Source organism: Thioalkalivibrio sp. ALE9, assembly GCF_000377445.1.
In the GTDB taxonomy this organism is placed as follows: domain Bacteria; phylum Pseudomonadota; class Gammaproteobacteria; order Ectothiorhodospirales; family Ectothiorhodospiraceae; genus Thioalkalivibrio.
This window is the reverse complement of the sequence record NZ_KB898127.1, coordinates 93,903-118,118: the sequence shown is the minus strand read 5'-3', so window position 1 is coordinate 118,118 and position 24,216 is coordinate 93,903. Positions and strand designations below refer to the sequence as shown.

Sequence of the window (24,216 nt, the reverse complement as noted above, 5' to 3'; positions counted from 1 at the left end):
AACGCCGGAGAAGCCGCATGTCCGAACCGACGATCGAACGCCGCCTGGAGAAACGCCTGATCCTGATGACCCGGGACGGCGCGATGGGCGAGCGCCTGCAGGCCCAGCTGCCGCCGGAGTGGCAGATGCACCAGGTCACCGACCTGGATGAGCTCGGGCCGTGGAACGAGATCCTGCTGTACCGATTCCTGCTGCTGGACCTGGACGAGATCGAGGCCTTTGATCCGCTCGACGTGATCCGGATGCTGCGCATGGAATACCAGATCAACCTTCCGGTATTCTGCTTTGGTGGCGATCAGGACATCCAGGATGAAATGCGCCTGGCCCGCGCCGATCGCTTCTTCGGGCGCGACGAGATGATCGACAAGCTGCCCGAATTCGTCCGCCAGTACGACTGGTAGCCATCGGCCCGCGCGGGGCCTGGCGCCGCGAGGTGTATTGCAGGGAGATCGTCGAATGGACCCCATCATCCGGGTGCGCGAGCTGTACAAGGTCTTTGGCCCGAACCCGCAGGAGGGCCTGCGGCTGATCGAGGACGGGCTCGACAAGGACACCATCTTTGAGCGTACCGGCAACACGGTGGGCGTGAAGGACTGCAACCTGGATATCGCCGAAGGCGAGATCTTCGTGGTGATGGGGCTGTCCGGGTCCGGCAAGTCCACCCTGGTGCGGCTGCTGAACCGCCTGATCGAGCCGACCGCGGGGACCGTCGAGGTCCGCGGGCGTGACGTCACGCGCATGAGTCAGCGCGAGCTGATCCGGCTGCGCAGCGAGGATCTGGCGATGGTGTTTCAGTCCTTCGCGCTGATGCCGCACAAGACCGTGATCGACAACGCCGCGCTGGGGCTGGAGATCGCCGGCGTGGGCCGTGCCCGGCGCCGCGAGCGCGCGCTGGAGGCGCTCGACCAGGTCGGCCTGAAGGCCCATGCCCGCAGTTACCCCGACGAGCTTTCCGGCGGCATGCAACAGCGCGTGGGGCTGGCGCGGGCGCTGGCGACCGACCCCTCCATCATGCTGATGGACGAGGCCTTCTCCGCGCTGGATCCCCTCATTCGGACCGAGATGCAGGACCGGCTGCTGGATCTGCAGCGCGAGCACCGGCGGACCGTGGTGTTCATCTCCCACGACCTGGACGAGGCCATCCGCATCGGCGATCGCATCGCCATCATGCAGGGCGGCGAGGTGGTGCAGGTTGGCACGCCCAAGGAGATCATCCTCGATCCAGCCAACGAATACGTGCGTTCGTTCTTTCACGGGGTGGACATCACCCAGGTGTTCCAGGCGCGCGACATCATGGACAGCGAGACCATCCCCGTCCTCGCGGCGGATACCACGGCCGGCGAGGCCCGTAGCCGCATTGCGCGCGTGCCCGGCAATGAGGCCGTGATCGTCGATGCCGCGGGGCGTTTCCAGTCCGTGGTTCAGGCCAAGCGCCTGGGCGAGCTGACCGTGGACCGCCCCGCGAGCGAGGTGGCCGTGGAGGTCGAGCCGGTGGGCGAGGACACGCCTCTCGCGAATCTCCCGGGCCGGGCGGCGCAGGCGCCAGTGTCCATCCCGGTAGTGGATGCGGAAGGACAGTTCCGGGGGCTGGTGACCCTGCAGCGCCTGGTCGAGGCCCTCGATCGCAGTCGGAACGCGGCCGCCGCGAACGGAGATCACTGACATGGAAGGACGCATCAACATCCCCGTGGGGGACTGGATCGAGACCGCGGTCGACTGGATCCTCGACAATCTGGAGCCCGCGCTGGACGGCATCGCCTGGTTCCTGGGGCTGCTGACCAACTCCTTCGAGGGGGCGCTGCTGGCGATCCCGGCGTGGCTGCTGGTGCTGATCCTGGTCGGGCTCAGCTGGTGGCGGGTTAGCTGGCGCTTCGGCATCTTCGCCATCGTGGCGCTGGGGCTGATCCTGGGGATGGACCTGTGGGAGCCCACGATCAAGACGCTGTCGCTGGTGCTCGCGGCGACCGCCGTCGCGCTGGCGATCGGCATGCCGGTGGGTGTGGCGATGGCGCGCAGCGACTGGGTCGAGGCGTCGATCCGTCCGGTGCTGGACCTGATGCAGACCATGCCGCCGTTCGTCTATCTGATCCCGGCGGCGATCTTCTTCGGGCTGGGCACCGTGCCGGGTGCGATCGCCACGGTGGTGTTCTGTATGCCGCCGGTGGTGCGCCTGACCAACCTTGGTATTCGCCAGGTCAACCGCGAGCAGATTGAGGCGGGGCTGGCGTTTGGTTGCAATCGGCGCCAGCTTCTGACCAAGATTCAGTTACCTCTGGCGATGCCGTCCATCATGGCCGGCATCAACCAGACCATCATGCTGGCACTCTCCATGGTGGTGATCGCGTCGATGATCGGTGCCGGCGGGCTCGGCAATACCGTGCTGACCGGTATCCAGCGGCTCGATGTCGGGCTGGGGTTCGAGGGCGGCCTGGGCGTCGTGATCCTCGCCATCCTGCTCGACCGGATCACCCAGAGCGTAGGGCTGCGGCGCAAGGCGAGCGGCTGATTCGGGCTCGTGCGCGGCGCCATCCGTTTCACTCGAAGGAAGGAGTAGCAAGATGAACAAGACACTGACTTCAACCCTGCTGGGCGGCGTGCTGGCCGCCTCCATGGGCCTGTCCACCGCGCAGGCCGACGATATCCAGATCGGCTGGACCGCATGGTCCGACGCCGAGTTCGTGACCAAGCTGGCCGAACGCGTCATCGAGGACGAGATGGGTTATTCGGTCGAACTGATCCAGACCGACATCGCCCCGCAGTATCAGGGCCTGGCCTCCGGCGATATCGACATGATGCTGATGGCCTGGCTGCCGGGGACCCATGCCGACTATATGGAACGTGTCGGGCAGGACGTGGTGAACCTCGGCCCGCTGTACGGCAATGCCCGCCTGGGCTGGGTGGTGCCGGACTACGTGCCCGAGGATGAACTCGGCTCCATCGAGGACCTGAAGAAGGACTCGGTCCGTGATCGTCTGGACGGCCGCATTACCGGGATCGATCCCGGTGCGGGCCTGACCCGGCTCTCGGAAGAGGCCCTCGAGACCTACGGCCTGGACGGCTACAGCCTGCAGATCTCCTCCGGGGCGGGCATGACCTCCGCGCTGGACCGGGCGATCCGTCGTGATGAATGGATCGTCGTCACCGGCTGGAGCCCGCACTGGAAGTTCGGCGCCTACGACCTGCGCTACCTGGAAGACCCGGAAGAGGCCCTGGGCGGCTTCGAGCGTATCCATGCCCTGGCCCGCGAGGGCTTCGCCGAGGAGTATCACGATGTCGCGATGATGATCTCGCGCATGCACCTGAACCTGGACGTGCTGGAAGAGGCGATGTTCTACGCCCAGGAGAACTCCTACGCTGAGGCCGTGGACCGCTTCATCGAGGACCACCCGGAGTACGTGCAGTACTGGGTGACCGGCGTGATCGACTGATCAGCACGGACTACCCGCAGCACCCGAAAGCCCCGCCCCGGTGGGGCTTTCTTCGTTCAGGCCACTGCATTTTGTTTCACCACGAAGCGCACGAAGGCACGAAGAAGGGCAAGGGCTATTGCAGCACGGAGGGGGCGGAGGGCACGAACAGCACGGAGAAGTTCGGTTCAGGGGCGGACGACGGGGCGAATGGAACACGTTGTCGGCATTCTCCGGTCACGATGAAGATTGGCGGGCGTCCGGGATGGCGGGGGCGGGTGCTTTGAGCGGGCCGCTACTGTGGCTGGTCCAGAAACGCGAAAGGCCCCGGGCGGGTCGCCGCGGGGCCTTTGAGTGACGCGCCCCGGGACGAGCCGCGGGGTGGGGCGATCCGGGATCAGCCGATCCAGGCGTGCTCCAGCACGTCGATGCGGATCTTCTCGTGGAAGGTCTCGCCATTGCCCTCGATCACCAGGTCGCCAATGCGGGTGCCGGCGGTATCAAAGCTGAACTTGCAATCGAAGGTACCCGGCAGGGACACGCTGCCCTCGCACAGGGTTTCGCCTTCCACCGAGAACTTGCAGCTGGCGCTGCCGGAGCCGTTCAGCATGGCCTGGACCCGGAATTCCTCGTTGATCGGACGGCGGTACACGTTCGGGTCGCGGTTCGGGTTGTACTGCAGGTTGTTCAGCTTGACGAGTTTGACAAGTTTCATACCGGGTCCTCTGTTGAAGCGCTGAATCCGAGTGACGGGCGCCTTTGCACGCCCAACCCCGCAGCCGTGGGGCGTTTGGTTCATGCAAGTGCGCAGGTTCGATAGAATATAAACAGCAAATGATACAACAAAGCCTGCGCGAACACGATTGGCCGCCCGCCCAGCGCGCTGGAGGGTAACGCTGCGCACGCGCATACACCAGTCCCTGCCGGAGATCCCATGAAGAACCTGATCAACCGCATCCGCGGTGTGGAACGCGATGTCATCGAGAAGCCGGGGGACGCGGGCGGTGCCCCCTTCTACAAGCCCCAGGGTGACGAGATCGAGATCTTTCAGGCGGCGTACTCGAAGCGCCTGCCGGTGATGCTCAAGGGCCCGACCGGCTGCGGCAAGACCCGCTTCCTGGAACATGTCGCGCACACCCTCGGCCAGCCGCTGGTGACCGTCTCCTGCCACGAGGACCTGACCAGCTCCGATCTGGTCGGCCGCTTCCTGCTGGAAGGCGAGGAGACCGTCTGGCAGGACGGCCCGCTGACCCGTTCGGTCAAGGAGGGCGCGATCTGCTACCTCGACGAGATCGTCGAGGCACGTACCGACACCACCGTGGTCATTCACCCGCTGACCGACCACCGCCGCCAGCTCCCGCTGGACAAGAAGTCCCAGATCATCGACGCGCACGAGGACTTCATGCTGGTGATCTCCTACAACCCGGGATATCAGACCGTGCTGAAGGATCTGAAGCCCTCGACCAAGCAGCGCTTTGTCGGCATCCACTTTGACTACCCGGCCGAGGATGTCGAGCGCGAGATCGTGGCCAAGGAATCCGGCGGCCTGGATGCCGACCGCGTGGAAAAACTCGTGGCGGCCGGGCGCAAGGCCCGGGCCCTGAAGGACCATGGGCTGGAAGAGGCGACCTCCACCCGAGCACTCGCCTATGCCGGCGAACTGATGCAGGCCGGTCTGAGCCCGCGTGTGGCCTGCCGTGCCGCGATGATCGCCCCGATCACCGACGACCCCGAGCTGATCCAGGCGCTGGAAGAGATCTTCGACGCCCACTTCCCCGAGTCCGAAGCCGCGTGAGCGATATCGCGACCAACGGCGGCGCGAAACCGGAGGCGGAAGAACTCGTCGAGATCGAGGAAATCCTCCAGCACCTGGAGGACATCAGCTTCGTCGCCCACCGCGACACGAAGGAAGCCCTGCCGGCTATCCGCCCGTTCGGCGCCACCATTGCGCGGCGCTGGATCGAGACGGCCCGCGACCTGTTCTTCCATGACCGGGAGTCGGGCAAGAGCTTCATGCGCCACTCGGCGCGACTCGCCGAGCACATGCAGACGGTGGAGCTGTGGCTGGAGCAGGCGGCCCGCTTCAAGGAGTGGGTCAACTCGAACTATGCCCTGGAAGGCTTCATGGCCCAGGCCGATCGCGTGTATGACGCCTGGGGCGAGGCCGGCGAGCGCGAGTGGGCCGAGATCGGCCTGCGCTGGTGCGCGCGCAGTCTCCCGGATGCCCGGGCCTATTTCGAGACCGACTTCGAGAAGCTCGCCGGCGGGCGTGGCATCGACGGCCTGCGCGCCCTGATCGAGCCGGCCGAGACCCTGTTCGACGAGCGCGGCCTGACCCTGGATGCCTACCTCGAGGGTGCGCCGATCGCCCGCAACCTGGTCGGCGACCAGGGCCTGCTGTCCTGGGCGCGACGCGGCGCGGACCTGCTGAAGGCCGGGCGCTCGCGCGGCGAGGCGTACTTTCGCCTGGAGAGCGACGAGAGCCTGAAGCTGCTGCTGGAGGCGTTGCCGGGCTTTCGCCCGCGCATGCACGGGCGCTTCCTGCGCCTGGTGCTGATGGCCTGGCTGGACGCCGACATCCCGCTGGCCGATTCCAGCTGGAAGCCGGGCGAGGGCCGTCCGATGCTCGAGACCGATGGCCGGCGCCTGTTCATGCCGGCGGTAATGGACTCGCGCGAGGAGGCGATCGTCGCCACCCAGCATGCGGCCGCGCATCTCGCCTTCGATACCTATGCGCACAGCGAGGTGGAGCGGCTGTTCGCACGCGCGGGTGCCGAGCATCCACCGCTGGACGACAAGTCGCGCATCACCTGGCGCCCGCTGTTCGCGCCCTTCGAGGCGCGCATGTTCCGCTTCCAGGTGCTGTTCGACCTGGCCGAAGACCTGCGCGTAAACGCGCGCCTGGCCCCGCGCATACCGAACTTCCTGCCACGCCTGGTGGCGCTGGCCGAGGTCCACGGTCGCCCGGAGGGCGTGGCCGGCGTCTATTTCGACTTCGCACTGAAGGCCCACCAGGCCCTGCTGCGCGACGAGCCGCAGGACCCGCGTCTGGCGCGTGTGCTGGAGCCGGACGCGGACGTCGTAACCGCCTGGGCGGTCGGCGAGGAGCTGTTCGCCGACGAGGCCTTCCCCGAGATCACCATCGAGGATCGCGCCGAGGCCTATCTGCCCGGGCTGTCGCTGAACCAGTCGCTGCCGGTGTATCCGCAGCGCAAACGCGACGGCAGCCTGGCCGACTTCCGCGACCACGAGGCGCACGACGAGCACAAGTTCGAGCACCAGAAACAGGAAGAGCAGCCGCAGCAGGCCCCGGAGCAGGCGCAGAAGGACCCGGACGCCGACATCCAGACCCCGCAGCAGGAGACTTCCGGCACCGGCGGGCGCATCGGCACGGGCATCCCGCAGCCGGCGCAGGTGGCCAAGCGCGCCGCGCCCTACACCCCGAAGAAGGACGGCATCCCGTATCCGGAGTGGGACTACCGCGAGCAGCGCTACATCTCCGACTGGGTGAACCTCTACGAGCGGGTTCTGGACGACGAGGACCCGGAGCGGGCGGCCACGATCCTGTCGGAGAACGCCGATACCCTGAAGCGCCTGACCCGCGGCCTGGAGATGCAGCGCCCGATGCGCCTGGCGCCGCTGAGGAAACAGCTCGACGGTGACGAACTGGATACCGAGGCGGTGATCGACTACATCGCCGACAAGAAGGCGGGGCTGTCGCCCAAGGCCTTCATCTACCGCCGCCGTGCGGTGCAGCACCGCGATACCGCCGTGCTGATGCTGGCGGACATGTCCACCTCGATCATGGCGCGCCACCCGGGCGGGCAGGGCAAGATCGTCGACCGCGTGCGCGAGGGGATGATGCTGTTCGCCGAGGCGATCGAGAAGGTCGGCGACCCCTACGCGATTTCCGGCTTCGCCTCCAAGCAGCGCGACCAGGTCAACTACTACTGGCTGAAGGACTTCAACGAGGACCTGAACGACACCGTCCGCGCCCGCATCGCCGGGGTTTCCGGGCGTCTGGCCTCGCGTATGGGCGCGGGCATTCGGCACTCGCTGGAGGCATTCCGGCGCAGCTCGGCCCAGCGCCGACTGCTGCTGATCCTGTCCGACGGCCGCCCGGCCGACTACGACGACGGCGGCGATCAGCGCTACCTGCACGAGGACACGCGCATGGCGATGAAGGAGGCGGTGGACGCCGGCGTCCACCCCTTCTGCATCACCCTGGACCCGTCCGGTTCGGAATACCTGCCGGCGATCTTCGGTCCCGGCCACTACACCATCATCGACCACGTGGACGAGCTGCCGCGCCGTCTGCCCGAGATCTACCTGAGGCTGCGCCAGTGAGTGCCACCCCCGAATCCATCGATGCATCCACCGGGGCCGCGGCCCGGCACTCGGAGCCGGCCCGTCGTCATGCCACGTTGCTGCATGCCCCGCGCTATCGCGGGCACAGCTACGGCGACAACCACCCGCTCGGGATCCCGCGCGTCTCGCTGACCATCGACCTGATCGAGGCCTATGACGCGATCACGCCGCAGGAGATGGCCGTATCGCGCAAGGCACAGCCGGCCGAGCTCGAATGGTTTCACACCCGCGAGTACGTCGCCGCGATGCAGCGCGCCGAGGCGCTGGGCAAGGTCTTTCAGCGCTACCGCGACCGCCACAACATCGGCAACTTCGAGAACCCGTTCTTCGCCGGTTTCTTCGCTACTCCGGCGACTGCCACCTGGGGCTCCATCCAGGGGGCCGAGGTGGTGCTGGGCGGGCGCATGGCCTTCAACCCGGCCGGTGGCATGCATCACGCCGCCCCCGACCAGGCGCGCGGCTTTTGCTACTTCAACGACCCGGCGCTGGCCATCCTGCGCCTGCGCCAGGCCGGGCAGCGCGTGCTGTATCTGGATATCGACGCCCACCACGGCGACGGGGTCGAGGCCGCGTTCACCGACGACCCGGACGTGCTCACCGTCTCCCTGCACATGGACACCGAATACGGCTACCCCTTCGAGGGCGGGCGCATCGAGGACACCGGACCGCTGGGCAACGCCGTGAACCTGCCGCTGCCCAAGGAGACCAACGACACGGAGTTCCGCGCCGCCTTCACGGCCGTCTGGGAGGCCGTGCGCACCCGCTGGCAGCCGGATGCGGTCGTGGTCCAGGCCGGGACCGATGCGCTGCTGCCGGACCCGCTCGGCAAGTTCGGCATCTCCACCCAGTGCTTCCTCCAGTGCATCGACGACGTAATCGAGACCAGCCCGCGCCACGCCGACGGCACGCCGAGGCTCCTGGTGCTCGGAGGCGGCGGTTATCACCCGCTGGCGCTGGCGCGCTGCTGGACCGGGGTCTGGGCCCTGCTGACTGGCCGCGAGCTCCCCGCCGCGATCCCGGAGGCCGGCCAGAACCTGCTGCGCGAGGTCGACTGGGACATGGACGAGGAGGAGGACTGGTACGAGAACCTGTTCGTCTCCCGCCTCGACGCCGACCGCTCGGGCCCGGTCCGTCCTGAACTCAACGCCCGCCTGGAGCACCTTTTAGCCACGCATCCTTTGTTCGCGCAAGGCTGACTGCGGCGGAGTGAGGCGGGGTGGGAGTAGCCCGGCCCACCTGCGGGTTTTCGCAAATCCCGTCGGCTGACGTAGGATTCCACAGCTTGCAGGCTGGGGGCACCCGGTCGGTACGACGTCTGATCGAGCGAGGAGACGCATGGAGTCCGAGCAGAAACTGATACCCGGATACGCCAATGCCAAGGCAACGCGCCGCTACGCGGAGCAGTTCGTGGCCGAGGGCAAGGCCGCCGAGGGGCATTACAGCGAGTTCTCGCGCGCGAAGATGCGCCTGTCGAGCCTCGGCATCGGCACCTTCGGCGGCGCGGCCACCGCCGAGGTGGACGCGCAGATCTCCGCGATCGTCGCGCGCGGGCTGACCGAGGGCGTCAACGTGGTGGATACCGGCGCGCACTACCGGTACGGGCGTTCGCTGGCGGCCGTCGGGGCGGGTGTGCGCACCGCGCTGGAGGCCGGGGTCCCGCGCGAGGCGATGTTCCTGATCTCCAAGGGCGGCTTCCTGACGCTGCGCGGCGGGCCGCCGGAGGACATGGAGGCCTGGTTCCAGCGCGAGATCGAGTCCCAGGGCATGGGGACGAAGGACGACCTGGCCAAGGGCGCGCACCTGCTGACGCCGGAATACATCCACTACCAGATGGAGCTGTCGCGCTCGCTGATGGGGGTGGAGACGCTGGATGCCTTCATCATCGACCAGCCCGAGGTGCACATCCACGAGATCGGCAAGGAAGCGACCAACCGCAAGCTGGAGCCGGTGTTCGAGGTGCTGGAGCGGGCCGCGCGCGAGAAGAAGATCCGCGCCTACGGCATCTCCACCTTCGAGGGCTTCCGCGAGGAGACCGATGCCGCGGTGTTCCAGTCGCTGACCTCGATGCAGGGGCTGGCCGAGCGCGCCGCGCAGACCGTCACCGGCGACGACCATGCCCGGCATCACTTCAAGATCGCGATGCTCCCCTTCAACCAGGTGATGCTGGAGGGGTTCACCCGCTTCAACACCGCCACCGGGCAGGGCAACGTGGCGAGCCCGCTGCAGGCCGCCCACCAGCTCGAGGTGTACATGATTGCCTCGCACTCCATGCTCAAGGGCCATCTGGCGCAGCAGTCGGTGGAGGTGGTCGAGCAGCAGCTGGCCAGCCTGCCTAATCCGGCTCAGCGCGCGATGCAGTTCAACCGTTCCACGCCGGGGCTGGGCACCTCGCTGGTCGGCATGAGTACGCCGGCGCACCTGGACGACATGCTGGCGGTGATGCGCGAGCCGATGATGGACAAGAAGGCCTACCTTGGCATGTTCAAGAAGGCCGAGGAGTAAGCCGGAGCCGGGTCTTTCCCTGGTGGGAGCCGGCTTGCCGGCGAAGCCCCTGCCTGCATCCGGCTTTGGCAGGGGCTTCGCGTGCAAGCACGCTCCCACAGGGTCCCGGGCCCCGGCTGCAATCGCGAATTCATGCACAAAGGTATGCCATGCAGGTTGATCTGAAGGCCCTCGAATTTCCCGCGATCCAGCGCCTGCTGGAGCGCCTGACTGCCACCCCCTACGGTGCCGATGCCGCGCGCGGCCTGGAGCCGGCGCCGAACCTGGATGCCGCCCGGGCCCTGCAAAAGGCGGTAACCGTCGCGCGCCAGCGCCTGGACGCCGGCACCCTGCCGCGGCTGGGCCAGCTTCCCGACGTGCGCGCGGCGCTGCGCCAGGCGGCCAATCCCGGCGCGGCCCTCCCGGTGCAGGCGCTGCACAACCTGCAGACCATCATGCGTCATGCCCGCGAGCTGGCGGACCAGCTCGCCGATACGCCGGAGATCTACCCGGCCGACCTGAACAAACTGTATCCGCCCGAGGCACTGGAAGAGCGTCTGTCCGCGTGCCTGAATCCTGGGGGTTCGCTGCGCGAGGACGCCAGTGCATCACTGGTCGAGGCCTTTGGCGAGCGCAACCGCCTGCGCGGCGAGGTCGAGGCGGTGGTAAAGAAGCGTCTGGCAGCCTCCGATGTCGCGCAGAAGGGCGAGGACGCGCTGAAGGTTCAGTGGCACCAGGAGCGCGCCGTGATGGTGCTGCGCGGGGATGCCGCCAGCGCGGTAAAGGGCGTGCGCCGAGGCACGGCCATGGGCGGGCGCGACCAGATCGTGGAGCCGATCGAGGCGGTGCCGCTGAACAACCAGCTGGATACGGTCAACGGTCAGATCAACACCGAGCAGCAGCGCCTGCTACGCGAGCTGACCGATGTGGTGCGCCAGTACGGCGAGCCGCTGGAGCTGATGCTGACCGCGCTGACCTGGATCGATCTCGCCTCGGCCGCGGCGCAGCTCTCGGCCCAGATGAATGCCCACGCCCCGCGGCTGGAGGCCGAGGCGGGCGTGGAGCTGGTCGAGGCCTACCATCCGCTGCTGCTGTTGCAGTTTGCCGAGGGCAACGGCCCGCAGCCGGTGCCGCTGTCGATCCGGCTGGATGGCGAGCAGCCGCTGTTGCTGATCACCGGGCCGAACACCGGTGGCAAGACGGTCGCGCTGAAGACCTTGGGCCTGCTGGTCACCATGGCGTGGTGCGGGCTGCATATCCCGGCCGAACAGGACTGCCGCATCGGGCGTTTCGATCAGGTGATGGTGGATGTTGGTGACAACCAGAGCCTGTTCCACCACCTGTCGACCTTCGCCGGGCATGTGGAGGTCCTGAAACGCATCCTCGAAAACGCCGGCCCCGAGAGCCTGATCCTGCTGGACGAGCTGGGCACGGGCACCGACCCGGACGAGGGCGCGGCCCTGGCGATGGCGATGCTGGACGAACTGCGCGCGCGGGGCACGCGCGGGATCGTGAACACCCACCTGGCGCCGCTGAAGGACTACGCCGCACAGCATGCGGGCATCGTCAACGCCTCGATGCAGTTCGACGCGGAGACCCTGTCGCCCACCTACCGGTTGCTGATTGGCGAGCCCGGCGTCTCCTTCGGTCTGACCATCGCGGAGAAGAACGGCCTGCCGCCGCAGCTGGTGGCCCGCGCCCGCGAGCACTTCGCCGAGCTGCCCACCGCGCAGGCTGGGGCCGAGCACAGCTGAGCCTTGATCCGGGGTGCTCCCTGGAGATCGCCGCGGCGCTGCGCGCCTCGCGATGACGATTATTTTTCGTGCCGGTCATGGCGAGGCCCCGCCGGGGCCGTGGCCATCTCTGGGCACAACCCCAACGCGGGTTGCGGCAGGCTCCTCGGCGCTGCATGAATTGCACCGATTCCGCGCGTCATGGCGTGAAATGGGGGCGATTTCATATTAGGATGGTGGGCTATTTTGATTTGTGGTGCATGATCGCTCGACGATCGTGCACAAGCCCCCGGTAAGGAAGTCGACCATCATGTCCGAGACCGCAAGTTCCTCCACCGCCATCACCGGCGCCGAAATCTTCTGCCGCAGCCTGCAGGCCGAGGGCGTCGAGGTCGTATTCGGCTATCCCGGTGGCGCGGTACTGCACATCTACGATGCGCTGTACCGGCAGGACAAGGTCTCCCACGTACTGGTGCGCCACGAGCAGGGCGCGGTACATGCGGCCGAGGGCTATGCCAAGTCCTCCGACAAGCCCGGCGTGGCGCTGGTCACCTCCGGCCCCGGCGCGACCAACGCGATCACCGGGATCGCCGATGCGTACATGGATTCTGTGCCGCTGGTGGTGTTCACCGGCCAGGTGCCGACCAGCCTGATCGGCAATGATGCCTTTCAGGAGGTCGACACCGTGGGGATCACGCGTCCCTGCGTGAAGCACAACTTCCTGGTCAAGGACGTGAAGGACCTGGCCACCACCATCAAGAAGGCCTTTTACGTGGCGACCACCGGTCGTCCGGGCCCGGTGGTGGTGGATATCCCGAAGGACGTAACCGCCGACAGCTGCGAGTTCGAGTATCCGGAGAGCATCCACATGCGCTCCTACAACCCGGTCTCGAAGGGGCACACCGGGCAGATCCGCAAGGCGGTCGAACTGATTCTGTCGGCGAAACAGCCGATGATCTACACCGGCGGTGGCGTGATCCTGGGCAAGGGTTCCGAGGCGCTGACGGAGTTCACCCGCAAGCTGGGCTATCCGATCACCAACACCCTGATGGGGCTGGGCGGCTACCCGGCGTCGGACAAGCAGTACCTCGGCATGCTCGGCATGCACGGGACCTACGAGGCCAACATGGCCATGCATCACGCGGACGTGCTGATCGCGATCGGTGCGCGCTTCGACGACCGTGTGACCGGCAACATCGAGAAGTTCTGCCCGCATGCGAAGATCGTGCACGTCGATGTCGACCCGTCCTCCATCTCCAAGAACGTGAAGGTGGACGTGCCGATCGTGGGCGAGGTGGAGCCGGTGCTGCGCGAGCTGATCAAGGGGCTGGACGAGAACGGCGGCAAGCCGGATGCCGAGGCTCTGGCTTCCTGGTGGAAGCAGATCGAGGAATGGCAGGCGCAGGACTGCCTGAAGTACGACCAGAATTCCGAGCTGATCAAGCCGCAGTACGTGGTGCAGAAGTTCTGGGAGCTCACCCAGGGCGAGGCCTTCGTGACCTCGGATGTCGGCCAGCACCAGATGTGGGCCGCGCAGTTCTACCGCTTCGACAAGCCGAACCGCTGGATCAACTCCGGCGGCCTGGGCACGATGGGCGTGGGCCTGCCGTTCGCAATGGGCGTGCAGTTCGCGCACCCGGACGCGACGGTGGGCTGCATCACCGGCGAGGCCAGCATCCAGATGTGCATCCAGGAGCTCTCCACCTGCTTCCAGTACCAGCTGCCGCTGAAGATCCTGAACCTGAACAACCGCTACCTGGGCATGGTCCGGCAGTGGCAGGAGTTCTTCTACCAGGGCCGCTACGCGATGTCCTACATGGATGCCCTGCCGGATTTCGTGAAGCTGGCCGAGGCCTATGGCCATGTCGGCATCCAGGTCACCCAGCCCGGGGACGTCGAGGGTGCGATCAAGGAGGCCCTGGCGCAGAAGGAGCGCCTGGTGTTCCTGGACTTCATCACCGACCAGTCCGAGAACGTGTATCCAATGATCCCGGCCGGTGCCGGCCAGAACGAGATGATCCTGGTCTGAGCCGGGTACAGGGAAGAGCCGTATGCGTCATATCATCAGTGTCCTGCTGGAAAACGAAGCCGGTGCCCTCTCGCGGGTGGCCGGGCTGTTCTCCGCGCGTGGCTACAACATCGAGTCGCTGACCGTCGCGCCGACCGACGACCCGTCGCTGTCGCGCATGACCATCGTCACCAGTGGTTCCGACGAGATCGTCGAGCAGATCACCAAGCAGCTGAACAAGCTGATCGACGTGATCAAGCTGCTGGACATGACCGCCTATCCGCACATCGAGCGCGAGATGGCGCTGGTCAAGGTCCGCGTGCCGGAGGCCGCCGATCGCGAGGAGGCGAAGCGCCTGGCGGATATCTTCCGCGGCCGCATCATCGACGTGACCCACGACACCTATGTCGTCGAGATCACCGGCGAGGGCTCCAAGCTGGATGCTTTCCTCGAGGCGCTCCAGCCGTTCCCGGTGCTGGAGGTCGTGCGTTCCGGCGTCATGGGCATCGCACGCGGCGACGTCAGCCTGCAGATCTGAATCCCCGGGTCCGGCCCCCACTGGCGGGGCCGGACCCGTTTGTTTGCCATGGGCCCCGTACGGGGTTGATATCAAGGAAATTGTGATGAATCTCTACTACGACAAAGACGCCGATCTCTCCATCATCCAGGGCATGAAGGTGGCCATCATCGGCTACGGCTCTCAGGGCCACGCCCATGCGAACAACCTGAAGGACTCCGGCGTGGACGTGACCGTGGGCCTGCGCGAGGGCTCCGGTTCCCGCGCCAAGGCCGAAGAGGCGGGCCTGAAGGTCGCCGACGTCGACGCCGCGACCGCCGGCGCCGACCTGATCATGGTGCTGGCCCCGGACGAGTACCAGGCCGCGCTGTACCGCGACGTGCTGGAACCGAACCTGAAGCAGGGCGCGACCCTGGCCTTCGCCCACGGCTTCGCGATCCACTACAACCAGATCGAGCCGCGCAAGGACCTGGACGTGATCATGATCGCGCCCAAGGCCCCGGGCCACACCGTGCGCTCCGAGTTCGTGCGTGGCGGCGGTATCCCCGACCTGATCGCCATCCAGCAGGACGCCTCCGGCAAGGCCCGTGACATCGCGATGTCCTATGCCTCCGCGATCGGCGGCGGTCGCACCGGCATCATCGAGACCACCTTCAAGGACGAGACCGAGACCGACCTGTTCGGCGAACAGGCCGTGCTGTGCGGCGGTGTGGTGGAGCTGGTCAAGGCCGGCTTCGAGACCCTGACCGAGGCGGGTTACGCCCCGGAGATGGCCTACTTCGAGTGCCTGCACGAGCTGAAGCTGATCGTCGACCTGATGTACGAGGGCGGCATCGCCAACATGAACTACTCGATCTCCAACAATGCCGAGTACGGCGAGTACGTGACCGGCCCGCAGGTGATCAACGAGGAGTCCCGCTGGGCCATGCGCGAGGCGCTGAAGAACATCCAGAACGGCGAGTACGCCAAGCAGTTCATCCTGGAAGGCGCCATGAACTACCCGTCGATGACCGCCAACCGCCGCCTGAACGCCGCCCACGAGATCGAGCAGGTGGGCGAACGCCTGCGTGCGATGATGCCGTGGATCAAGGCCAACCAGCTGGTCGACAAGTCCCGCAACTGATGCGGCTCCCCGCGGCGGGCGTTCCGGCCCGCCGTGGTCCTTCATTCCTGCCGAGCGCCCGATGCTGTTTCCGCTAGCCCCTGAAGGCCGCCTGTTCGTGATCATCGCCGCGTGGATGGCGGTTATCACGTTGCTGGTCGGGGAGGCGGAGCTGGGCCTGTTCATGGTGATCCTCACCGTGTTCCTGATGGCGGTGTTCCGTGACCTGCGGCGCAAGGCCCCGGCGCCGGCCCTGGGCGTAATCGCCCCGGCTGATGGCACCATCGAATCGGTCGCCGAGGCCCGCGACCCGTTCACGAAGAAGCCGGCGGTCTGCATCCGCCTGCGCCAGCGGCGGCTGGGCGAGTACAACGTGCATGCTCCGCAGGAGGCCGAGATCCGCGAACGGGTCTGGCCGGGCAAGGAAACCGACGAAGCCCCGGATGCGCAACTGGAGGGCCGCCTGGCCTACGCGCTGGAGACCGACGAGGGCACGCGGCTGACCCTGGCCCTCAGTGTCGATCACTGGCCGCGGATGATCCGCATGCAGAACAACGTCCCGGGCAATCGTCTGGGGCGCGGCAAGCGCATGGGGTTCGCCGGCTTTGGTGGTACCTTCGAGGTGTGGCTGCCGGCCGGGTCGCAGGTGATGGTCGAGCCGGGGCAGCGGGTGCTGGCTGGTTCCGCCCTGCTGGGCGGGCTGCCGGAGTCCGAATCGACCGGGGACGCCGAGGGGGCCGTGGAGATGCTGCAATGAGTACAGGCGACGAAGGCGACCGGCGCGCGGAACCCGACTACATCGAGGGCGAGGACACCATCGCCGACGACCAGCCCCCGCATCGTCGGCGCCGGCGCGGCGTGTTCCTGCTGCCCAACCTGTTCACCACGGGGGTGCTCTTCTCCGGCTTCTTCGCCATCGTCTCGGCGATCAACGGCGAATACATCACCGCTGCCATCGCGGTCTTCGTGGCCATGGTGCTGGACACCCTGGACGGGCGCGTCGCGCGCATGACCGACACCCAGAGCGAGTTCGGCGCGCAGTACGATTCGCTGTCGGATCTCGTCTCGTTCGGTGTTGCGCCGGCGCTGATCGTCTACCTGTGGCAACTGCATGACCTGGGCAACTTCGGCTGGGTGGCGGCGTTCTTCTTTACCACCGCCGCCGCGCTGCGCCTGGCGCGCTTCAACAGCCGCCTCGCGGTCAGCGACAAGCGCTTCTTCCAGGGCCTGCCAAGCCCCGCCAGTGCCGCGATCCTGGTCGGTATGGTCTGGGTGCTGGAGGATTGGGGCATCCCCGCCGAGCTGGCCGATCCGTACGTGGTCGGCATCCTGGTGGTTACCGTGCTGTCCGGGGCGGCAATGGTCAGTAACCTGACCTACTTCAGCTTCAAGGACATGGACTTCAAGCACCGGGTGCCCTTCCTGGCGATCGTCGGCGTGGTGGTCGCGCTGATGCTGCTGGCCCTGGATCCGCCCAAGGTCCTCCTCGCGGGCTTCGTGATCTATGCCCTGTCCGGTCCGCTGCTGACCCTGGAGCGCTGGCGCCGGCATCGTCGCCGGGCGCCCTCGGGGGAGTAGTCGCGTGTCGCTGTCGGTGCGCCAGCGCCGCATCCTCGCGGATATGGGTATCCCGGTGTGGCGGTCGCGGGTCGCGGCCGCCCCGGCGATCGAAGCGCCGCCGGGCGAACCGCTGGCCCCGGCCGCCGAGGTGCCGTCCGGGGCGGCGGATGCGGGTGGCGGGGGGCAGGACGCCGCCGTCGCGACCCTGGACTGGGAGGCCCTCCAGACACGCGTGCGTGACTGCCAGGCCTGTGCCGAGCTGGCGCGCGAACGTACGCAGACCGTGTTCGGGGTGGGCGATCCGCGCGCCCGCTGGCTGTTCATTGGCGAGGCCCCCGGCGCGGAGGAGGACCGGCGGGGGGAACCCTTCGTCGGCCGTGCCGGACAGCTGCTGGACAACATGCTGCGGGCGCTGGGGCTGGAGCGGGGCCACGATGTCTTCATTGCCAACGTTCTGAAGTGCCGGCCCCCCGGAAACCGCGACCCGAAACCGGAGGAATCGGCGGCCTGCCGCGCCTACCTCGATCGCCAGATCGCCCTGATCCAGCCCCAGGTCATTGTCGCCCTGGGACGGATCGCGGCCCAGAGCCTGCTGGCATCGGAGGAGCCCCTGGGACGCCTGCGCGGGGCGCAGCACCGCTATCAGGGCGTGCCGCTGGTGGTGACCTATCACCCGGCCTACCTGCTGCGAAAGCCGGGAGACAAGGGCAAGGCCTGGCAGGACCTGCAGCGCGCCCGGGCCTTCCTGGAGTAACCCGATTCCCGTTGTGGAGATGGGAACCCGGGCAGCATTCCCGGGCTCGGAACTCCCGGAAGCGCCCCGTATCCCCTTCGTTCACCCCGTTCAGGAGGAAGCTGCGACATGAGTGCCGAACCCCGCGTCCAGCCCGAGTTGCGCCGTATGCAGACGGCGGATGTGGAGGGGGTGATGCGCGTGGAACGCGAGGCCTATGACTACCCGTGGACCGCCCGCATCTTCGAGGACTGCATCCGTGTGGGCTATGACTGCTGGGTGCTCGAGGTGGATGGCCGCCAGGTGGGCCACACCGTGCTGAGCGTGGCCGCGGGCGAGGCCCACCTGCTGAACCTGACGGTGGACCCGCGCTGGCAGGGCAACGGGCTGGGCCGGTTCATGGTGCGGCGCTTGTTCGACTATGCCTGTGAGCAGGAGGCCGAGGCGCTCTTTCTGGAGGTCCGTCCGTCGAACGTGGCCGCGGTCCAGCTCTACCGTTCGGAGGGCTTCGAGCATGTCGGCACCCGCCCGCGCTACTACCCGCTACCCAGCGGCCGCGAGGATGCCTGGGTTCTGACACGTCGCTGCAACGCCCCGGCCGGGGCCTGACGGGTTCCGCTGGCGGCGTGAAACCGGTCACAGTCCCGGGTGACCTTTGCGTGATGTGCGCCCGTTTTGCCGTCATCGGTTCTCGTCCTGCCACCCCCGCGTTGTGACGGCCCGCCCCCCGGACTATGATCAAAACCGGTATTCGCCCCGACACCGGATGAGGTAACCCATGTCCCGATCCCTGCGCGCACTGTTCGTTTCGCTCCCTCTGGCCCTGCCACTGGCGCTGTCCGCCGGGGCCGTTCAGGCCCAGCAGTCCTTTGGTTATGACGAGGCCGAGCGCCAGCAGGAACTGCTGGAGGTCTGGTACGAGATCCGCGAAAGCAACGCGCAGAAGGGCAATACCGCGGCGATGTTCGACGTGGGTATGGCCAACTACTCCGGGCGGGGTACGCCAGTGGACCACGACCAGGCCGTGCGCTGGTTCGCCCGCGCAGCGGATGCCGACCACGCCGGGGCCCACTACTACCTGGGCTATCTCCTGGCGGCCGGCAAGGGCGCCCCGGCGGACCCCGAGCGCAGCCGCGAGCACTACACCCGCGCCGCCGAACTGGGACATGCCGATGCCCAGTACTGGCTAGGGAGCCACCTGGCCAATGGCGAACAGGACCCGGCCGCCGGTCTCGAATGGCTGACCCGGGCCGCGGATCAGGGGCTGCCCGCCGCCCAGTACTACGTCGGGTTGCTGCACGAGAACGGCCAGGGCACCACGCGCGATGCGGCCGCCGCCGCCCGCTGGTACACCGCCGCGGCGGAACAGGGCTACCGGCATGCCCAGATCGGGCTGGGCCGGCTGCACCAGAACGGCCGCGGGGTCGAGCGTGACCTGGTGCAGGCGCATGTCTGGTACAGCCTGGCCCAGGACGAAGAGCGCATTGCTACGCTCGAGGCCCGCATGAACAACCGCGACCTGGTGACCGCGCGCGGGCGTCTGGAGGAGCAGAACGCGGCGATCCAGGCGGCCGCCGCACGCTGAGCCCGCAGCGGCCAGTGTGGGGTTGCACAACGGCCCCGGCTTCCGGGGCCGTTTGCGTTTCGGGGGCATCCGGCTGAACCGGACCCCCGATTTCGCGTTAAACTTGCGGGCTGTTCCCAGCGGCCCGAATGCATGTCCTTTATCGAGGAAACCCGCCGACGCCGGACCTTCGCGATCATCTCGCACCCGGACGCCGGCAAGACCACCATGACCGAAAAGCTCCTGCTGTACGGCGGCGCGATCCAGCTCGCGGGTACGGTCAAGGGGCGCAAGTCGTCGCGCCATGCCACCTCCGACTGGATGGAGATGGAGAAGTCGCGCGGGATCTCGGTCACCTCGTCCGTGATGCAGTACCCGTACAAGGGGCGCATGGTGAACCTGCTGGACACCCCCGGGCACGCGGACTTCTCCGAGGACACCTACCGCACGCTGACCGCGGTGGACTCCGCGTTGATGGTGATCGACGCGGCCAAGGGCGTGGAAGAACGCACCATCAAGCTGATGGAGGTCTGCCGGCTGCGCGACACGCCGATCATGACCTTCGTCAACAAGATGGACCGCGAGGGCCGCGACCCGATCGAGCTGCTCGACGAGGTCGAGGAGGTACTGAAGATCGAGTGCGCCCCGGTCACCTGGCCGATCGGCTCCGGCAAGCGCTTCCGTGGCGTCTACCATATCCGTCGCGATGCGGTGCACCTGTACGATCCCGAGCAGGGCGGGAAGAAGTCCACCGGCGAGATCATCGAGGGCCTGGACAATCCGCGCCTGGACGAGGTGCTGGGCGATCAGGCGCAGGAGCTGCGCGAGGAGCTCGAGCTGGTGCAGGGCGCCTCGCACGCGTTCGACGCGGACGCCTACCTGCGCGGCGAGCAGACCCCGGTGTTCTTCGGCTCCGCGATCAACAACTTCGGCATCGAGGAGTTGCTGGACGATTTCGTCGAATACGCCCCGGGTCCGCTGCCGCGTCCGACACACTCGCGCAAGGTCGAGCCGACCGAGGAGAAGTTCACCGGCTTCGTGTTCAAGATCCAGGCGAACATGGATCCGAATCACCGTGACCGCATCGCCTTCATGCGCATCTGTTCCGGCACCTTCGACAAGGGCGCGAAGCTGCGTCACGTGCGGATCGGGCGCGACGTGAAGATCCCGGATGCGCTGACCTTCCTGGCCTCCGACCGCGAGCATGTGGAGACTGCCTATCCGGGCGACATCATCGGCATTCACAACCACGGCACCATCCGCATCGGGGATACCTTCACCCAGGGCGAGGACCTGACCTTTACCGGCGTGCCCAACTTCGCCCCGGAGCTGTTCCGGCGCGCGCAGCTGAAGGACCCGCTGAAGATGAAGCAGCTCGCCAAGGGCCTGCAGGAGTTGTGCGAGGAGGGTGCGACCCAGCTCTACCGCCCGCTGACCAACAACGACCTGATCCTGGGCGCGGTCGGCGTGCTGCAGTTCGACGTGGTCGCCGAGCGCCTGCGTACCGAGTACAAGGTCGAGGCGCAGTTCGAGAACGTGAACGTCCAGACCGCGCGCTGGGTCGAATGCGACGACCCGAAGAAACTCGAGGAGTTCAGGGAGAAGGCCGCGGCGAACCTGGCGATCGATCACGGTGGCGATCTGGTCTATATCGCCCCGACTCGGGTGAACCTGCAGATGGCGATGGAAAAATGGCCGGAGATCCGCTTCGAGGCGACCCGCGAGCACGGCCAGCCGACGGAGTAGATCGCCGCTCCGGGGTGCACTGGAACCGCCATCGGGAGGAGCGAAGCGACGTGGCGAACTCCATCCGAAATCAGCGGCCCCGGGCTTCATGCCAGCTTGAGGCGATTGCCACGGTGTCTTCGACGCCTCGCAATGACGGTGCAGTTGTGTGGTGCAGGAGGAGAATATGGCGTTTCGATTCTTGTCTGTGATTGGCGTGGTCGTGGCGCTGGTGGTTGGCGGCTGCGCGGTGCACAAGACCGAGACCCGGGGCGATGGACCCGAGCCGCGACCGGGTACGGTCGAGCAGATGAACCCGTTCCTGCACTTCCTCGAGAGTCGGCCGACGCCCGAGGAGTTCGAGCGCGTCTACCCCGACGTGATGCTGGTGCTGCCCGGCGACATCGTGACCCAGGAATACCGCACGGATAACAGCCGCTTCTTCGCCGAACTGGACGCGGATGGCCGCATCCATGACGGCGATTTCCGCTGATTCCCCGATGCTGCGCATTTCCAACAGCGTGAGCGTCCCCGAGCACGAGATCGAGCTGACCGCGATCCGTGCCCAGGGGGCCGGCGGGCAGAACGTGAACAAGGTGGCCTCGGCCATTCATCTGCGCTTCGATATCCGCGCCTCCAGCCTGCCCGACGTCTACAAGGAGCGCCTGCTGCGCCGCCATGACCAGCGCATCACCAAGGACGGCGTGGTCGTGCTCAAGGCGCAGCAGTACCGTACTCAGGAGGCCAACCGCGAGGATGCGCTGGAGCGCCTGGCGGAGCTGCTGCGCGAGGTGGGTCGCCCGATCAAGGCGCGCAAGCCGACGCGCCCCACGCGCGCCTCCAAGCTGCGCCGCCTGGAGGGCAAGACCCACCGCGGCCGCAAGAAGGCGCTGCGCGGCCGCGTCGATCCCGACTGACTGCCAAGAGCTTTTTGTTCACCACGAAGCACACGAAGGCACGAAGAAGGGCCAGGTCAATGGCATAAAAGCGGACAGGAAGACGGGAAGGTCGGAAGGATTTCTGGTTGGGACGCCGGGCACCGGCTGGCCACATCCGCGCGCCCGGGCATCAGGGGCTCTGGGAGACGCACCCTGTTCATCTTCCCGTCTTCGTACCTTCCTGTTAACCGCCCTTGAATTCCTTCGTGCCTTCGTGTGCTTCGTGGTGAATAAAAGGGTTCAGGCCCCGGCGTTCGGGCTCGGATCGACGGGCGCGGGTTCGTGTTCCTGCTGGTGTTGCCACAGGCGGGCGTAGGCGCCGCCCGCCGCGAGGAGTTCGCGGTGGGTGCCGCGTTCGACCACGCGTCCCTGGTCGAGGACGACGATCTGTTCGGCGTCCTTCACGGTCGACAGGCGATGCGCGATGACCAGCGTGGTGCGCCGCGCCGAGACCTCGTTCAGCGCCTGCAGGATCGCCTTCTCCGAGCCCGAGTCCAGCGACGAGGTGGCCTCGTCGAAGACCAGGATCGGCGGGTCCTTCAGCAGCATGCGGGCGATGGCAATGCGTTGCTTCTCGCCGCCGGAGACCTTGAGGCCGCGTTCGCCGACGACCGTATCCAGGCCGTCGGGCAGGCGCTGGATGAAATCGTCCAGGTGCGCCAGACGCACCGCGCGCCGGATGGCCTCCTCGGAGGCCTCCGGATCACCGTAGGCGATGTTGTAGCGAATGCTCGCGTTGAACAGCACGGTATCCTGCGGGACCACGCCGATCGCTCGGCGCAGGCTTTGCTGGGTCACCTCGCGGATATCCTGGCCGTCGATGGTGATGCGCCCGTCCGTCACGTCGAAGAACCGGAACAGCAGGCGTGCGAGCGTGGACTTGCCGGCCCCGCTGGGCCCGACGACCGCCAGCTTGTGCCCGGCCGGGATTTCGAGCGACACGTCCTCGAGGATCGGGCGCTCCGGCTGGTAGTGGAAGGCGACCTGCTCGAAGCGCACATGCCCCTCCGCGACGTCGAGATCCGGCGCGCCTGGCCGGTCCTCGACCTGTACCGGTTTTTCCAGCAGGCCAAACAGGCGCTCGATGTTCGCCAGCGACTGCCGGATCTCGCGGTAGACGAAGCCGAGGAAGTTCAGCGGCATGAACAGCTGGATCATGTAGGCATTGACCATCACCAGATCGCCCAGCGACATCTGCCCCGAGGCCACCCGGCTGGCGGCCAGCAGCATCATCACGGTGATCGCGGCGGCGATGATCAGGGCCTGGCCGGAGTTCAGCAGCACCAGCGACAGCACGTTCTTGGTGCGCGCCTGCTCCCAGGTGGCCAGTCCCTCGTCGTAGCGCCGGGCCTCGAAGCCCTCGTTGCCGAAGTACTTCACCGTTTCGTAGTTCAGCAGCGAGTCGATCGCGCGGGTGTTGGACTCGTTGTCGCGCTGGTTGGCCTCGCGCACGAAGCGGGTACGCCACTCGGTAATCCATACCGACCAGGCGATGTAGGCGGCCACCGCGAGGATCACGGTGACGGTGAAGACCGGACCGACCGCCACCAGCAGGATCACCGCGACCAGCGCGATCTCGATGATGGTCGGCAGGATGTTGAACACCATGAAACGCAGCAGGAAGCTGATGCCGCTGGTGCCGCGCTCGATGTCGCGTGCCAGGCCACCGGTCTCGCGCGCCAGGTGGAAGCTCAGCTCGAGCCGGTGGAGGTGCTCGAATACCCGCAGGGCCGCGCGCCGCATGGCCCGTTCGGCCACGCGTACGAAGACCGCGTCGCGCAGCTCGCCGAACAGGGTACTGCCGAAGCGCAGCAGGCCGTAGGCGATCACCAGGGCCACCGGGACTGCGACCAGCGCCTCGGTGCCGCCGTCCTCGAAGTGGTCGACGATGTACTTCAGCACCAGCGGGACCAGCACGGTCGCCAGCTTGGCCAGGCCCATCAGGCCCAGGGCCAGGAACAGCCGGCCGCGGAATTCCGCGAGATAGGGGAACAGGGAGCGAACGATGCGCCAGTTGATCGCATCGTCGGGCGCATCGTGCACGCTGGAGTGACCGCGCATGGGGGAGTCCGGGGCTGGG

At 67.1% G+C, this 24,216-nt stretch carries 22 protein-coding genes; 20 read left to right on the top strand and 2 right to left on the bottom strand.

The annotated features are described in order from the left end of the window. Nucleotides 1-17: 17 nt before the first annotated feature. The 4 genes from D106_RS0109485 to D106_RS0109470 are packed head-to-tail and all read left to right on the top strand — an operon-like array spanning nt 18 to nt 3,428. Complete coding sequence (locus D106_RS0109485; protein WP_018879887.1) at nt 18-401, top strand: hypothetical protein; 384 nt, start codon at nt 18-20, stop codon at nt 399-401. A 55-nt stretch (nt 402-456) separates the two neighbouring features. Then, nucleotides 457-1,662, top strand: coding sequence for a glycine betaine/L-proline ABC transporter ATP-binding protein ProV (proV, locus tag D106_RS0109480; RefSeq protein WP_018867537.1), 1,206 nt, complete (start codon nt 457-459; stop codon nt 1,660-1,662). A 1-nt stretch (nt 1,663) separates the two neighbouring features. Further along, the gene (locus D106_RS0109475) at nt 1,664-2,506 is read left to right on the top strand and encodes a proline/glycine betaine ABC transporter permease (RefSeq protein WP_018877051.1); all 843 of its coding nucleotides are present in this window, start codon (nt 1,664-1,666) and stop codon (nt 2,504-2,506) included. A 52-nt stretch (nt 2,507-2,558) separates the two neighbouring features. Beyond that, nucleotides 2,559-3,428: a glycine betaine ABC transporter substrate-binding protein gene (locus D106_RS0109470; RefSeq protein ID WP_018879886.1), complete on the top strand. Its 870-nt coding sequence runs from the start codon at nt 2,559-2,561 to the stop codon at nt 3,426-3,428. 376 nt (nt 3,429-3,804) lie between these two features. On the opposite strand, the gene D106_RS0109465 is transcribed toward D106_RS0109470, so the two are convergent. Next, nucleotides 3,805-4,122: a hypothetical protein gene (locus D106_RS0109465; RefSeq protein WP_018877049.1), complete on the bottom strand. Its 318-nt coding sequence runs from the start codon at nt 4,120-4,122 to the stop codon at nt 3,805-3,807. A gap of 219 nt (nt 4,123-4,341) precedes the next feature. Here D106_RS0109465 and D106_RS0109460 point away from each other — a divergent pair, with 219 nt between their 5' ends. The 16 genes from D106_RS0109460 (at nt 4,342) to arfB (ending at nt 22,115) form a co-directional block, all read left to right on the top strand. Further along, nucleotides 4,342-5,202 (top strand): CbbQ/NirQ/NorQ/GpvN family protein, encoded by an 861-nt coding sequence (locus D106_RS0109460; RefSeq protein WP_018867533.1) that lies wholly within the window; start codon nt 4,342-4,344, stop codon nt 5,200-5,202. Then, nucleotides 5,199-7,754, top strand: a complete 2,556-nt coding sequence (locus D106_RS0109455; protein ID WP_018879885.1) for a nitric oxide reductase activation protein NorD — start codon at nt 5,199-5,201, stop codon at nt 7,752-7,754. Before D106_RS0109460 ends, D106_RS0109455 begins: the two co-directional genes overlap by 4 nt. Beyond that, on the top strand, nt 7,751-8,971 hold the full coding sequence (locus tag D106_RS0109450) for an acetoin utilization protein AcuC (RefSeq protein ID WP_018877047.1): 1,221 nt from the start codon (nt 7,751-7,753) through the stop codon (nt 8,969-8,971). The genes D106_RS0109455 and D106_RS0109450 overlap by 4 nt, the downstream gene beginning before the upstream one ends. Nucleotides 8,972-9,110: 139 nt before the next feature. After that, nucleotides 9,111-10,277: an aldo/keto reductase gene (locus tag D106_RS0109445; RefSeq protein ID WP_018867529.1), complete on the top strand. Its 1,167-nt coding sequence runs from the start codon at nt 9,111-9,113 to the stop codon at nt 10,275-10,277. 149 nt (nt 10,278-10,426) lie between these two features. Next, complete coding sequence (locus D106_RS0109440) at nt 10,427-12,010, top strand: DNA mismatch repair protein MutS (RefSeq protein ID WP_018877046.1); 1,584 nt, start codon at nt 10,427-10,429, stop codon at nt 12,008-12,010. A gap of 289 nt (nt 12,011-12,299) precedes the next feature. Then, nucleotides 12,300-14,018 (top strand): biosynthetic-type acetolactate synthase large subunit, encoded by a 1,719-nt coding sequence (ilvB, locus tag D106_RS0109435; RefSeq protein ID WP_018879884.1) that lies wholly within the window; start codon nt 12,300-12,302, stop codon nt 14,016-14,018. A gap of 22 nt (nt 14,019-14,040) precedes the next feature. Beyond that, the gene (gene ilvN, locus D106_RS0109430; RefSeq protein ID WP_018867526.1) at nt 14,041-14,535 is read left to right on the top strand and encodes an acetolactate synthase small subunit; all 495 of its coding nucleotides are present in this window, start codon (nt 14,041-14,043) and stop codon (nt 14,533-14,535) included. An 85-nt stretch (nt 14,536-14,620) separates the two neighbouring features. Next, entirely contained in the window at nt 14,621-15,637 is a 1,017-nt protein-coding gene (gene ilvC / locus D106_RS0109425; protein WP_018879883.1) for a ketol-acid reductoisomerase, read from the top strand. Nucleotides 15,638-15,698: 61 nt separating this feature from the next. Then, nucleotides 15,699-16,373: a phosphatidylserine decarboxylase gene (locus D106_RS0109420; protein WP_018867525.1), complete on the top strand. Its 675-nt coding sequence runs from the start codon at nt 15,699-15,701 to the stop codon at nt 16,371-16,373. Next, a complete protein-coding gene (gene pssA, locus D106_RS0109415; protein WP_018867524.1) occupies nt 16,370-17,194 on the top strand; it encodes a CDP-diacylglycerol--serine O-phosphatidyltransferase in 825 nt (274 codons plus the stop codon). Before D106_RS0109420 ends, pssA begins: the two co-directional genes overlap by 4 nt. 4 nt (nt 17,195-17,198) lie before the next feature. Then, on the top strand, nt 17,199-17,930 hold the full coding sequence (locus tag D106_RS0109410; protein WP_018867523.1) for a uracil-DNA glycosylase family protein: 732 nt from the start codon (nt 17,199-17,201) through the stop codon (nt 17,928-17,930). A 108-nt stretch (nt 17,931-18,038) separates the two neighbouring features. Beyond that, nucleotides 18,039-18,518, top strand: coding sequence for a ribosomal protein S18-alanine N-acetyltransferase (gene rimI, locus D106_RS0109405; RefSeq protein ID WP_018878531.1), 480 nt, complete (start codon nt 18,039-18,041; stop codon nt 18,516-18,518). Between the two features lie 169 nt (nt 18,519-18,687). After that, nucleotides 18,688-19,494 carry a tetratricopeptide repeat protein gene (locus D106_RS0109400; RefSeq protein WP_018867521.1) on the top strand — a complete coding sequence of 269 codons (807 nt, stop codon included), beginning with the start codon at nt 18,688-18,690 and terminating at the stop codon, nt 19,492-19,494. Between the two features lie 132 nt (nt 19,495-19,626). Continuing rightward, nucleotides 19,627-21,219, top strand: coding sequence for a peptide chain release factor 3 (locus D106_RS0109395; protein ID WP_018867520.1), 1,593 nt, complete (start codon nt 19,627-19,629; stop codon nt 21,217-21,219). 166 nt (nt 21,220-21,385) lie between these two features. After that, nucleotides 21,386-21,691 (top strand): hypothetical protein, encoded by a 306-nt coding sequence (locus tag D106_RS0109390; protein ID WP_018879882.1) that lies wholly within the window; start codon nt 21,386-21,388, stop codon nt 21,689-21,691. Between the two features lie 7 nt (nt 21,692-21,698). Then, nucleotides 21,699-22,115 (top strand): alternative ribosome rescue aminoacyl-tRNA hydrolase ArfB, encoded by a 417-nt coding sequence (arfB, locus tag D106_RS0109385; RefSeq protein WP_018867518.1) that lies wholly within the window; start codon nt 21,699-21,701, stop codon nt 22,113-22,115. A gap of 261 nt (nt 22,116-22,376) precedes the next feature. Here the strand turns inward: arfB and D106_RS0109380 are convergent, their stop codons facing one another. Further along, entirely contained in the window at nt 22,377-24,197 is a 1,821-nt protein-coding gene (locus D106_RS0109380; protein WP_018879881.1) for an ABC transporter ATP-binding protein/permease, read from the bottom strand. Between the last annotated feature and the right edge of the window lie 19 nt (nt 24,198-24,216).